Origin of the sequence: Larkinella humicola, assembly GCF_008727875.1 — a bacterium.
Lineage (GTDB): Bacteria > Bacteroidota > Bacteroidia > Cytophagales > Spirosomataceae > Larkinella > Larkinella humicola.
Genome location: NZ_VTWS01000009.1, coordinates 262,599 through 275,542, shown reverse-complemented (window position 1 = coordinate 275,542; position 12,944 = coordinate 262,599). Strand labels below are relative to the sequence as shown.

General features: G+C 52.1%; 8 protein-coding genes. 5 read left to right on the top strand and 3 right to left on the bottom strand.

Features of this window, described 5'->3' with window-relative positions; all coding sequences use genetic code 11:
* Positions 1-169 precede the first annotated feature (169 nt).
* Positions 170-3,358, top strand: a complete 3,189-nt coding sequence (locus tag F0P93_RS27770; RefSeq protein ID WP_225309675.1) for a DUF1553 domain-containing protein — start codon at positions 170-172, stop codon at positions 3,356-3,358.
* A gap of 132 nt (positions 3,359-3,490) precedes the next feature.
* A complete protein-coding gene (locus F0P93_RS27765; protein ID WP_150881058.1) occupies positions 3,491-4,936 on the top strand; it encodes a DUF1501 domain-containing protein in 1,446 nt (481 codons plus the stop codon).
* Positions 4,937-5,226: 290 nt separating this feature from the next.
* Here F0P93_RS27765 and F0P93_RS27760 read toward each other — a convergent pair whose 3' ends face one another.
* Positions 5,227-6,300, bottom strand: a complete 1,074-nt coding sequence (locus F0P93_RS27760) for a TIR domain-containing protein (RefSeq protein ID WP_150881057.1) — start codon at positions 6,298-6,300, stop codon at positions 5,227-5,229.
* 641 nt (positions 6,301-6,941) lie between these two features.
* Here F0P93_RS27760 and F0P93_RS27755 point away from each other — a divergent pair.
* The gene (locus F0P93_RS27755; RefSeq protein WP_150881056.1) at positions 6,942-8,072 is read left to right on the top strand and encodes a serine hydrolase domain-containing protein; all 1,131 of its coding nucleotides are present in this window, start codon (positions 6,942-6,944) and stop codon (positions 8,070-8,072) included.
* A 107-nt stretch (positions 8,073-8,179) separates the two neighbouring features.
* A complete protein-coding gene (locus F0P93_RS27750; protein ID WP_150881055.1) occupies positions 8,180-9,565 on the top strand; it encodes a sulfatase family protein in 1,386 nt (461 codons plus the stop codon).
* 15 nt (positions 9,566-9,580) lie between these two features.
* Here the strand turns inward: F0P93_RS27750 and F0P93_RS27745 are convergent, their stop codons facing one another.
* Together F0P93_RS27745 and F0P93_RS27740 are read right to left on the bottom strand one after the other, a co-directional pair.
* A complete protein-coding gene (locus F0P93_RS27745; RefSeq protein WP_150881054.1) occupies positions 9,581-11,167 on the bottom strand; it encodes an N-acyl-D-amino-acid deacylase family protein in 1,587 nt (528 codons plus the stop codon).
* A gap of 3 nt (positions 11,168-11,170) precedes the next feature.
* Positions 11,171-11,779 carry a CbrC family protein gene (locus tag F0P93_RS27740; RefSeq protein WP_150881053.1) on the bottom strand — a complete coding sequence of 203 codons (609 nt, stop codon included), beginning with the start codon at positions 11,777-11,779 and terminating at the stop codon, positions 11,171-11,173.
* 375 nt (positions 11,780-12,154) lie between these two features.
* On the opposite strand from F0P93_RS27740, the gene F0P93_RS27735 reads away from it, so the two are divergent.
* On the top strand, positions 12,155-12,943 hold the full coding sequence (locus F0P93_RS27735; protein WP_191908940.1) for a class I SAM-dependent methyltransferase: 789 nt from the start codon (positions 12,155-12,157) through the stop codon (positions 12,941-12,943).
* Position 12,944 lies beyond the last annotated feature (1 nt).

The window sequence follows — 12,944 nt, the reverse complement described above, 5'->3', positions numbered from 1 at the left end:
GGAGATGTTGAACAACCCCAACCTGAAACCACAGAATCCGGGGTATCCGAACTAAAAGTGGGTAAATTCTTGTATAATACTGGAATAGCACAAAATAAAAAAGCCGAACTTGCAGTGAAAATGGTCTTACTAGTTCTGTTCGGAGTCAATGATTAGAATGAAGCTAAAAATGACGAGCCGTATTGGGATGTGGATGGCGGGATTGGCGTGTTTCTCCGGAAGTGTGCTGATTCAAAGCTGTAGTGGGGTGGAAAAACCGGCTGAAATTGAAGCGTTGGCGGATCAGCTTCCCGAGAAGGTGGATTACAACCTGCACGTGAAGCCGATTCTGTCCGACAAATGTTTTTTCTGCCACGGTCCCGACAAAGCTAGTCAGAAAGGCGGTCTGGAACTGGCGACCCGTGAGGGAGCGATGGCGGCTTTGAAAAAAGCGAAGAATAAAAAACACGCCATTGTTCCCGGCGATCTGTCGGAAAGCGAAGTCTATTACCGGCTGGTGACGACGGACGAAGACGAGATGATGCCTCCCAAGTCGTCCAACCGCGTTCTGACTCCGTATGAAAAAGCCGTGCTCCTGAAATGGATTGAAGAAGGGGCCGAATACAAACCGCACTGGGCACTGCTCAAACCGGAAAAGGCGAAACTGCCAACCGTAAAAGACGCCCGTTGGCCCAAAAATCCGGTCGACTATTTTACACTCAACAAAATGGAGGAGAAGGGTTTAAAACCGTCTCCTGAAGCCGACCGGGAAAATCTGCTGCGCCGGGTTACGCTCGATTTGACCGGTTTGCCGCCCACGGTGGAAGAGCAGCAGGCTTTTCTGGCCGACCGTTCGCCGAATGCCTACGAAAAAGTGGTGGATCGGTTGCTGAAATCACCCCATTACGGGGAGAAAATGGCCGCCGATTGGCTGGATTTGTCCCGGTACGCGGACACGCACGGCTACACCGTCGATCGCTACCGGCCGATGTGGCCCTGGCGCGACTGGGTGATCAAGTCGTTTAACCAGAATCAGCGGTTCGATCAGTTTGTGACCTGGCAACTGGCAGGCGATTTGCTGCCCAATGCGACGCGGGAACAACGGCTGGCGACGGCGTTCAACCGCAACCACTCCCAGAACATGGAAGGCGGGATTATCAACGAAGAGTTTCGGGTGGAATACGTCGCCGACCGCGCCAACACCGTCGGAACCGCCTTGATGGGCCTGACGGTGGAATGCGCGCGTTGCCACGACCACAAGTTCGATCCGTTTTCGCAGAAAGATTATTACAGCCTCTTCGCGTTTTTCAACAACGTGGACGAAGCCGGGCAAATTTCCTGGGACGACGCCATGCCGGTGCCGACGATGTTGCTGACCCAGCCGAAACACGACAGCCTGCTGACGTTTCTGGATACCAAAATCAAGACGACGGAAAGCGCGATCCGGCAGACGGTTCAGCAGGAACAACCGGCCTTTGAGCAATGGCAGGCCAAAACCGCATCGGCCCTTCCGTTCGATGCTCGGAAAGGATTACAAGCCCATTTTACGTTCGATAAGCTGGCAAACGGCAAGTTTCTGAACGCCGTTAGCCAGAAAGACAGCGGCAAGGTGCTCGATCCGGTGTTGGTACCGGGCAAACGCGGCAACGCTTTTCAGTCCAACGGCGACGATATTCTAACGCTGGGCGAGGTCGGTATTTTCAATCGCTCGCAACCGTTCTCCATCGGCGTCTGGGTCAACATTCCCAAAGACGTTTCCAAGGCGGCTCTCGTTCACAAAGGCAACGGCGATATTCTGTACAATTTTCGGGGGTATTTCCTGAACCTGCGCGACGGCAAACCGGAGTTGCTGATGGCGCATACATGGCCTTACAACAGCATTATTCGGATCGGGAAGCAGGTTTTGCCGAAAGAAAAGTGGATTCAGTTGACGATGACCTACGACGGTTCGAGCAAAGCGAACGGTTTTCGGCTGTTTGTGGATGGAAAAGAAACCGCGCTGGTGACCGAAAAGGACAATCTCTACAAAGACATTCTGTTCAAAGGCAAGCAAAGCGGGTTGATGGTCGGTGCGGACATGCGCGGCCCCGGTTTCAAGAAAGGCGCGCTGGACGAACTGGTGGTGTATAACCGCGCCTTGTCGGCTCTGGAAGTGCAGGCGCTGGTTCAATCGACCCAAACCCTGCCCACTGTCAAAGGCGAACCGCTGAAGGACTATTATCTCAGCACGGTTTCGACAACCTATCAGCAACAACGCGACGAATTGCAGAAACTGCGGGCGGAGCGAAACCGGAATGCGGAGGAAATTCCGGAAATCATGGTGATGGAAGACATGAAAACGCCCCGGCGCACCCACATTCTCAAACGGGGTGTGTACGATGCGCCCGGCGACCCGGTTCAGCCCGACGTGCCGGCCAGCGTGTTGCCGTTTCCGAAGGAATACCCAAGAAACCGGCTCGGTCTGGCGAAGTGGCTGCTGCATCCCGACAACCCGCTGACGGCCCGGGTGACCGTCAACCGCTACTGGCAAACGTACTTCGGGACCGGTCTGGTGAAATCGGCCAATAATTTCGGTAATCAGGGCAATCTGCCCACGCATCCCGAATTGCTCGACTGGCTGGCGGTTCAGTTCCGGGAATCCGGCTGGAATGTAAAAGCCATGCAGAAGCTGCTGGTGATGTCGGCGACCTACCGGCAATCGTCGCGCGGGCGACCGGACCTGCAACAGAAAGACCCCGAAAATACGTGGCTGGCCCGTGGCCCGATGTTTCGGTTAACCGCCGAAATGATCCGAGATAATGCCTTGGCTTCGAGTGGTTTATTGTCGGGCAATTTGGGTGGTGAAAGTGTGAAACCGTACCAGCCGGAAGGTTTGTGGGAGGTGAACAACACGACGTATGAGCAGGACAAAGGCGAAAAATTATACCGCCGGAGTCTGTACACGTTCTGGCGTCGCACCAACCCGCCCCCGTCGATGAACACGTTCGATGCGCCCTCGCGGAGTTATTGCGTGGTGCAGCGGCAGAAAACCAGTACGCCCTTGCAGGCGCTGGTGCTGCTCAACGATCCGCAGTTTGTCGAAGCTGCCAAAGTGGTGGCGGCCCGGTCAATTGCGCCCGGCAAACCGTTGCCCGACCAGTTGACCCACCTGTTCCGGTTGTTGACCAGCCGAAAACCGGTCGAAAAAGAGTTGACGATTCTGACGAAACTATACCAGCAGGAATACCAGAAATTCCGGAAAAGTCCCGCCAAAATGCAGGGCTGGATTGACGCTGGCGAATACAAATTGCCCGAAGCAACCGAGAAATCCGCCCTCGCGGCCGGTGCCGTCGTCGCCAGTGCGGTGATGAACTCGGAAGCGTTTATTACGAAACATTAGAACGGTTTACGGTTTTCAGTATACGGTTTTCGGTGGCTGACGCATTTGGGCTACCGCCGACCCGGAAATGCGTCATCAAGCACGCGTCAGCCACCGAAAACTGAAAACTGTATACCGAAAACCGGTAAACTTATGAAAGAGAAACTCGCGCAAAGTCTGGCCGATACGTTTAACCGGCGGTCTTTTCTGAACAAAGCTTCCTGGGGCCTGGGCTCGCTGGCGTTGGGTTCGTTGTTGCCTTCGCAGCTTTTCTCCAACCCGGCCGAACGCATCGAAACCGTGCCGAACCGCGCGCCGAAAGCCAAGCGGGTCGTTTATCTGTTCCAGAGCGGGGGGCCGTCGCAACTGGAGACGTTCGACTACAAACCGTATCTGGAAAAAATGCACGGCAAAGACCTGCCCGCATCGGTGCGGAAAGGCCAGCGGCTGACGAGCATGAGCGCCCAGCAGTCGGCACTGCCGCTGGTGAGTTCGCCCTATAAGTTTGCCCAGTACGGCAAAAGTGGCGCGTGGGCGAGCGAACTGATGCCCTATACCGGCAAAGTGGCCGATGACCTGTGTTTCATCAAATCGATGTACACCGAGCAGATCAACCACGACCCGGCGCTGACGTTTTTTCAGACGGGCAATCAACTGGCCGGGCGGCCCAGCATCGGTTCATGGGTGAGCTACGGGCTGGGGTCGGCCAACGAAAACCTGCCCGCGTTCATCGTCATGGTGTCGAAAGATGCCCCGCAGGATCAGCCGTTGTATGCCCGGTTGTGGGGCAACGGTTTTTTGCCATCGAAACACCAGGGTGTGCAGTTTCGCTCCGGCAACGACCCGGTTTTGTATCTGAGCAATCCCAACGGCTACAGTTCGGCGGATCGGCGGTCGATGCTGGATGCGCTGAAAGATCTGAATCAGGTGCAGGAGGAAATCTACGGCGATCCGGAAGTGTCGAACCACATTGCGCAGTACGAAATGGCGTTTCGGATGCAAACGTCGGTGCCGGAAGTGAACGATCTGTCCGACGAGCCGGATTGGGTATTTGACCTGTACGGCGAATCGGCCCGAAATCCGGGGACGTATGCCGCCAACTGCCTGATGGCCCGTCGGTTACTGGAGCGGGATGTAAAATTTGTGCAGTTGTATCACCAGGGCTGGGATCAGCACGGGAACTTGCCCAAGAGCATCACCAAGCAGTGCAAAGCGACCGATCAGGCGTCGGCGGCTCTGGTGCAGGACCTCAAGCAACGCGGGTTGCTGGACGACACGCTCGTGGTGTGGGGCGGTGAATTTGGCCGCACGAACTACTCACAGGGCAAGCTGACGAAAGACAACTACGGCCGCGATCACCACCCGCGCTGCTTCACGATGTGGATGGCGGGTGGCGGTGTCAAACGCGGCATCACCTACGGCGAAACCGACGAGTTTGGCTATAACATCATCAAAAACCCGGTCCACGTCCACGATTTTCAGGCGACCCTGCTCCACTTGCTGGGCGTCGATCACGAAAAACTGACCTACGAATTTCAGGGCCGACGGTTTCGGTTGACGGATGTGGAAGGGAAACTGGTGAAGGGGATTTTGGCGTGAAAACTTGTTGACGTATTCCTGGGCTGATTCAAAGTCTGTATAATCTAGACACCCTAATTGATCTAATGTTACTCTTTAACATTAGATCAAAAGTTACTTCTATATTTATCCCTTTTGCTTATTGGGCTGATTATAGTCTAACTTGGTTGTTTCCTGTTAACGATAGCAAACCTTGCTTTTTAGATTTGCCAAACGCTTATCAGCCTGTGTTGTAATAAGAAAAATTTGTATAGTGAACTAGCTATTTTGTAAGGCTCCTTTAAGCCATGCGCAGTTCTACAAGCAAAACGCTATGTCATTAATTTTGCTTTAATTCTCAAAATTAATTGACGATAAGATAATTTTACTTTTTCGCCAAGCGGGAGCAATTCTTCCTGCATCTCCTGTATTCTGTCGTCTGCTTCTGGCCAAGTCTCACCACTAAAAGGCTTTTTTATTGCACTATAAATTATCCCTTGTTCATATTCAATTCTCATATACTCTGTAATTTTTACGCCACTTTGTTCTAGTTCCCAAATAGTAGGAGACTTAGTTCCTTCTTCGCGGAAAAATTTTGCGGCACACTTATAATGAAAATCATTTAATACAACAATAAAATTCCTATAAGGCAAATCAAGTTCTTTGTCTAAAAAGTGGTTCTGGGTTTCCTCATAAAACTTCTCTAAATTGGTCCAAATATTGTAGTAATACGCGCTTGTATATAAGCTATTTGCTGCTGTCGTAATACCTTCCTTCAAAATAATTTCACTACATATGTTCTTTATTAGCATATAAATATTTTTATCATGACTAATAATTCCTATCTGTGAGTGCCTAGTTAATATATTATCGTAATCTTCTATTATTGAAATAAGAGCAGTTTTAAGGATAGATGTAAGAATAGATCTAGAGCTAGGATCATCACTGTTGTAGTTAGATATTCTACGCCCTCTTATATCAAATGGTAATACTTCCGGTTGGCCGAATTTTGAGTTATTAATTAAGATAACTCTTTCCCATCCCAATACGTGTACTGCAAACCCTAGTTCAATCAGTACGTTAGGATTGGGGGTTAATCTTTTCTCAATGCGCCCATCTGCTGAAGAATTATTAATAATTGTTATATCACAAATAAAAATATCTGCTTTACTAATTTTCTCAAAGATTGTATCTGCGATACTAGGGCTTCCACTTTTGTTCTTTGTATCTCTATCAATACCGATTTCAAACTCAAGATTAGAAATGTTCTTTTTATTTATTTCTTTTTTTGCCTTCTCAACACAACTACTTATTAAATTTTTGTTGTTTTTTGCGTCTAAATCCGATTGCCAAGAATAAAAGGCTACATACGTTTTCTTTGTGAAATCCACACTCAACAGACTCATAATATTGCCTATTTTAAACTAGAACTTATTATTATGTTTTTAATACTTAACCCCCAACTGAGAGTATTATCTATATTTAGTTAGAAATTAATACTATTGCGTACCTAAACAAAGAATCATTTTATTGGCTGACAGATGGATTTTGAAGCAACTTTCTTAATTTACATCTGCTCTATTATTCTAGACAAAACACTAAACTAAAGCCCCTTGACAATAGAAAAAACTTAAATGAATAGGGGAATATTACAATACTAGATAGCAAAAGGCTATTCTGCAAGAGTAATGGTAAAAAGTTTCAGTAAATCAATTATTTAAGCGAGTTTGCGTTCAGATATTGAATCGGGATTTTTGGCTTAATTCTGAAAGTCAGCTAGCTGTTTATTCCGCCTTCCACATTCCCTTTCCCTCATAAACACCCTTTCCGGCCGTTTACCATTTTCAATCACTAGAATCCCGTTGCCCAGCACGGATAAAAAGCCACACAGCGATTCGCAAACCAACAGCGGTTTTACTAAACGATACCCAACCCTGGAATTAGCCAATCCCAACCCCCTCCAACCCAAAATTCACCTCAATCCTACGCCCCGCTGCAACCATCCCGCCCAATTTGTCATCTTTCGAGCATTAATCGGACAAACAGCATGACCGCGACCCCTCTACTTTTAACGTTCGTGACCTTCTTTACCCTGCTGGTGGCTTCCAGTCAGGCCCAGAACCAACCGGCTGATCCGGCTTTTCCCCAACTTGACCGGGCCGTCAGGCAACTCATGGATAGCGCGAACGTACCCGGTTTGTCGCTGGCTTGGATTCAGAAGGGTCAGGTTTCCTATCGCCAAGCCTACGGTTTCACCAAAGCCGACTCAACTCAACGCGTGGATTCCAACACCGTCTTCGAAGCCGCTTCGTTGACCAAGCCCCTCTTTGCGTATGCGGTTTTGCAACTGGTGGAAGAAGGGCGTCTGGATCTGGACAAACCCCTGGTTGACTACCTGCCTTATCCGGACGTGGCCGACGATGAGCGGTATACGAAAATCACGGCCCGGCTGGTGTTGAGCCACCGCTCGGGCTTGCCAAACTGGCGTAAAAACCGGCGCTCCTCCCAACTGGCGATGGTTCGTTCACCCGGCGAACGGTTTGGCTACTCCGGGGAAGGATTCGTTTATCTGCAAAAAGTCGTTGAAAAAATCACGGGCGAACCGATCAACGCGTTCATGGAAAACCGGGTCCTGAAACCGCTGGGGATGGCGCACAGCAGCTTTGTCTGGCAACCGGCCTTCACCGCCAATTACGCCCAGCCGCACGACGAATCGGGAAACGTTGGGCAAAAATACCAACCGGCGCAGGCCAACATGGCCTATTCCCTGCACACCACCGCTCCGGATTATGCCCGGTTTGTGCTGGCTCTTCTCAACGTAACGGGACTGAAACCCGCCACGGTCGATCAGATGCTGAGTCCGCAAAGCCAGTTGCCCACCCGGTTTTCCGGCTCCGATACACTGGCGGCCGGTTCGTATTGGGGATTAGGGATTGGCCTGGAACAAACACCGGCGGAAACCTATTTCTGGCACTGGGGCGATAATGGCGCTTTCAAATGTTTCGTCATGGCGAACCGCACGCGCAAAGACGCGGTGGTCTATTTCGCCAATGGATCGAACGGCCTGGACTTTGCCGACGAGATTGTGCGCCAGACGGTGGGTGGTCAGCATCCGGCCTTTCCCTTTCTGGGGATCAACTGGCGGGCGCAGGCGGGGAAAACTGCCAAAAACCGTTGACGAGCACGTAGGAAAAACCGGCGAACCCCGAACGAGTGGCTAAAATGCGTACTTTTAGGGCCGAAGAAATCCGTTTTTCCTAAATTCGACCCGTCAATCATCTGAGTATGAAGAGCAAACTGGCCCTTCCGGCATTGGTATTCGTGCTGTGTAGCAGCTTTGGGACTTCCCTGCCGACTTCTGAGCAGAAGCCAATCAACCGGCCTCCCAACATCATTCTGATTCTGATCGATGACATGGGGGCGGCCGATGTGGGCTGCTACCGACCCAACTCTTCAGCCAGTTCCTTACCGCCTACGCCCCACATCGACCGGCTGGCCGCCGAGGGCATTCAGTTTACGAACTACTACAGCGCGGCCCCCATTTGCTCGCCTTCGCGCGTGGGCCTGTTGACCGGAAACGTGCCCGGCAAGTGGCGCATTACGTCCTTTCTCGCGGACCGGAAACACAACCGCACCTGCGAACAAGCCGATTTTCTGGACGCTTCGGCGCCATCCGTTGCCCGGGAACTCAAAGCAGCGGGCTATGCCACGGCACACTTCGGCAAATGGCACATGGGCGGGGGGCGCGATGTCGACAATGCCCCCGGAATCCGGCAATACGGTTTTGATGCGTACGCCAGCACCTGGGAAAGCCCCGACCCCGACCCGCTGCTGACGTCGACGGACTGGATCTGGGCGAAATCCGACAGTGTGAAACGCTGGAACCGAACGGCGTACTTCGTTGACAAAACGCTCGATTTTTTGAAGCGAAACCCCGACAAACCCTGCTACATCAACCTCTGGCCCGATGACGTGCACACGCCCTGGGTGCCCGACGAAACGACCCTCAACGAGTTTCCGAAGGGAACCGAAAAACCGCGCGAATTCAAGACCGTTCTGACCGAACTCGACTTGCAGATTGGCCGGCTGATGGCCGGTTTGAAGGCCCTGGGCGTGGACGAAAATACGCTCGTTGTGTTTACGAGCGACAACGGGGCCTTGCCTACCTTTCAGGGAAGTCGGTCGGGGCTGTTCCGGGGCAGCAAGCTCTCGCTGTATGAAGGGGGCATTCGGATGCCGTTTATCGTTCGCTATCCGGCCCGAACGCCCAAAGGACGGGTTGATAATCAGTCAGTATTGAGTGCGGTCGACCTGTTGCCCACGTTTGTGAGTCTGGCGGGCAAAAAGGGGCGGAACACCGGCGCTGACGGCGAAAACCGGGCCGGGGTTCTGCTGGGCAAACCGACTATTCGCAAGAACCCTCTTTTCTGGGAATATGGTCGCAATACCGAATCATTCCGTTATCCGGGCGGTCGTGACAAAAGTCCGAATCTGGCTATGCGACAGGGCCACTGGAAACTGCTGGTCAATGCCGACGGTTCCGGCACCGAACTCTATGAGCTGGACACTGACCCTGCTGAACAAACGGACGTAGCCGCTCAGCACCCCAGGCTGGTGGATGAAATGCGACCCAAACTGATGGCCTGGCGGACGGGGTTGGCGAAAAAGTAAAGGAACCGCAAACGATCACTCCGCTTTCCCCGCATATCCTTTCCCCATCAACACCTGCCCCGGCCGCTTACCGGTGTGCTTGCCGTTTTCAACAACCGGAATCCCGTTGACCAGCACGTGGGAAAAACCGGTCGAGTAGGCGTGGGGAACATCGTAGGTCGATTGATCCGATACGGTTTTTTCGTCAAAAATGACGAGGTCGGCGGCATAACCGGGTTTCAGAATCCCTCGATCGTCGAGCTTAAACCGCTGGGCGGGGAGCGACGACATCCGCCGGACGGCTTCTTCCACCGGAATCACTTTTTTCTCGCGCACATACCGGCCCAGCACCCGGGCGTTGGTGCCGTAGCCGCGTGGGTGCGGCATGCCCGACTGAAACCGCGCCACACCCGCATCCGAAGCAATCATCGTGTTCGGGTAGCGCATGATCGTGGCCACGTCGTCTTCCGACATCGTGTGGTAGACCATCTGAATGCGTTTCATGGCGGTTTTGTCCATTAGTTCCAGCACTAGATCCGCTTCGGTTTCGGCGTTGTTTTTTCGACCCAGTTTCTGGTTGATTTTGGTGATGCTCAGACCATTAAAAGTCGTATCGGCGGGGTAATACGCCACCACGGCGTAGTCGAAATTTTTTCGGTCGTTTTTCTTCAAACCGGTGAGCATTTCCTTCCGGATTTTGGCGCGGGTGACCGGGTCGCGGAAACGGAGGAGCGTGGCCGAGTCGCCGTCGGCCAGTGCCCAGGAAGGAACGATGCTGGAAAGGGAGGTGCTTGAAGCGGTATACGGATATTGATCGACGGTTACATCATAGCCGTCGCGCCGGGCGGCTTCCACCATCGCGACGGTTTCGACGCTCGACCCCCAGATCGGTTTACTGGCGACTTTAAAGTGCGAAATCTCGACCGGAATACCGGCTTCGCGGCCAATCTGAATGGCTTCTTCGATGGCTTTTTTAACGTCCTGCCCTTCGTTGCGCATGTGCGACGCGTAGACGCCCCCGTAGCGTGACGCCATTTTGGCCAGATTGACGATTTCGGGCGTGCGGGCGTAGGTGCCGGGCGTGTAAATCAAACCGGTCGAAATTCCGACGGCACCGTCTTTCATGGCCTGCTCGACGAGCGCTTCCATCTCGGTCTGTTCTTTGGCCGTTGGCTCGCGGAACGCCATTTTCATCACTTTCAGCCGTACGGTATTGTGGCCGATCATCGACGCCAGGTTGGGCGAAAAACCGCCGATGCGCAGCGAATCGAAGAAAGTGCGCAGGTTGGTGGCCGAACTCCCGCAATTGCCGGTAACGAGGGTCGTAACGCCGTCGTAGAGGAAATTTTCGGCACCGGGACGGTCCTGCAAACTGCCTTCTACGTGCGTGTGAACGTCGATGAAACCGGGGGCCACAATCTGGTTTCTGGCGTCGATCACGGTTTTGCCCTCCGTGGCCGGAATGGTGCCAATCCGGGCGACTTTGCCGTTTTGAATGGCCACATCGGCGTAGTACCACGGATTGCCGGTGCCGTCGACCACGCGGCCGTTTTTGATGACCAGGTCGAACGACTGGCCGTAGGTGAACGTGCTGATGAAGAGGAAGTAAAGCAGGTGTTTCATGAATTAATCAGAGTCCCAAAGGGTGATGATCCGGTCGGAATGAAGACTTTTAAACACGTAAAAAAGCGTACTGTACTTGCTGCTGGCGGCATAATCCGGAATGGCCTTTTTGGGAACGTCTTCCCATACTTCCTCCGCATCGGTTTCTTCCGCCAGGGTATAATACAGGGATTTTTCGAACAAGGATTGCGCATCAGAATCGCCGGCCAATTGCCGGTAGAGCGGTTTTGAACCATAACCGATAAACCGGGCATAATCCCCGTCGGCGCAGGGCCATTCCCAATCCTGCCAGGTCACGAGGTGTGGGGTGGTTTTCTCCAGGTCGAGTGTTTTCTGATCGGCCAGATCGTCGATGTCGGCTTTACTCAGCGCTGGATTGGCTTCGTTAAGTTGCCGTTTTAATTCCGTCACATCGCCCTGGCAGGTATAACTATCCCGTTCGTAAAGCCGACCGTTCGATAAACAATCCGGGCAAATAAAAGCAAGTTCGTCTTCGCCGAAAAATCCAGCCGCGTCGAAACACGGTTTTTGCTGGTGGCACAGATCGCAACGCGTCTCTTCATCGCTGACGCCAATAAAAAGCTCCGGTTGATCGAGGTAGGTAAAGGTCATAATAGGCTGCCCTTTTGTGATGCCAGACACTAACTTAACAAACAAACGCCGAATTTGCCAGTGGAGAGGGCCAACAAACGAACTACCGCCCGATTACCTACCGCCTGTTGGGACGCGGATTGAATGAATGTATAGGGCAAGAGCCGAAAAGGGAGAAATCCGGTATTTCGTACCAAATGCCACAGATTGCCGCGTAGACTGTAGCTCTATTTATTGAAATAGTTACAAATTAAACGCAAATTTGTGTCTAAAAATAAGGATAGTTCAAAAAGGGAATGAAAACAATCCCGGTATTTCTCCTAAATTGCAGACATACTATCACGAAGCACCACTATGGGATTAAAAAGTTTGTTGCCCAATTCACTCAAGACCTCCTTGAAAAAGATAATTCCAATCGAAATGATCGACCGGCTGGAATTGCTGACCGGTGAACGCGACGCGTTGACGCCACCCTCCCGAATGATCTTCATCGGCGACGGTGATTTTAAAGCCGTTGGGCGGAAGTCGGTTGATCATATCAAGGAACTGGTTGGGTTAAATTCAACGGACAACGTCCTCGATGTTGGCAGTGGAATTGGCCGGGTTGCGATCCCGTTAACGGACTACATCTCCGCTCCGGGTAGCTACGACGGAATCGAGATCGTTAAAAACGGCGTGGATTGGTGCACGAAAGAAGTAACGAAACGGTTTCCGCACTTCCGCTTTCACCACCTGAATGTATACAATAAGATGTATAATCCGAATGGAACCATGCAGGGCCATGAGCTGCGGTTTCCGTTCGAGTCTTCGACCTTCAGTCTGGTGATTCTAAATTCGGTGTTTACCCACATGCTCGAAAATGACTTTGAGCAGTATCTGGCCGAAATTTCGCGGGTCCTGAAAAAAGGGGGACGAGCCTATATAACCATGTTTTTGCTCAACAGCGAGTCGCGCAAAGCCAACGCAGAAGGTAAAAGCCTGTATGGCCGTCAGTTGACGCCGTTTACGGAACGCACCATGGTGCATATTCAGGAACTGCCCGAAAGCATGATTGCCTTTGACGAGGTGTATGCCAAAGAAGCTTTTCAGAAAGCCGGCTTGACGATTCGGACGATCAATTACGGGAGTTGGGTCGGCCGCACCGGCACCATCGACTACCAGGATCTGCTGTATGTGGTGAAATAAA

Bases quoted from the DNA above. Each gene is read 5' to 3' on its own strand.
- F0P93_RS27760 (WP_150881057.1), bottom strand. From the start codon at position 6,300: ATGAGTCTGTTGAGTGTGGATTTCACAAAGAAAACGTATGTAGCCTTT.
- F0P93_RS27755 (WP_150881056.1), top strand. From the start codon at position 6,942: ATGACCGCGACCCCTCTACTTTTAACGTTCGTGACCTTCTTTACCCTG.
- F0P93_RS27750 (WP_150881055.1), top strand. From the start codon at position 8,180: ATGAAGAGCAAACTGGCCCTTCCGGCATTGGTATTCGTGCTGTGTAGC.
- F0P93_RS27740 (WP_150881053.1), bottom strand. From the start codon at position 11,779: ATGACCTTTACCTACCTCGATCAACCGGAGCTTTTTATTGGCGTCAGC.
- F0P93_RS27745 (WP_150881054.1), bottom strand. From the start codon at position 11,167: ATGAAACACCTGCTTTACTTCCTCTTCATCAGCACGTTCACCTACGGC.
- F0P93_RS27765 (WP_150881058.1), top strand. From the start codon at position 3,491: ATGAAAGAGAAACTCGCGCAAAGTCTGGCCGATACGTTTAACCGGCGG.
- F0P93_RS27770 (WP_225309675.1), top strand. From the start codon at position 170: ATGACGAGCCGTATTGGGATGTGGATGGCGGGATTGGCGTGTTTCTCC.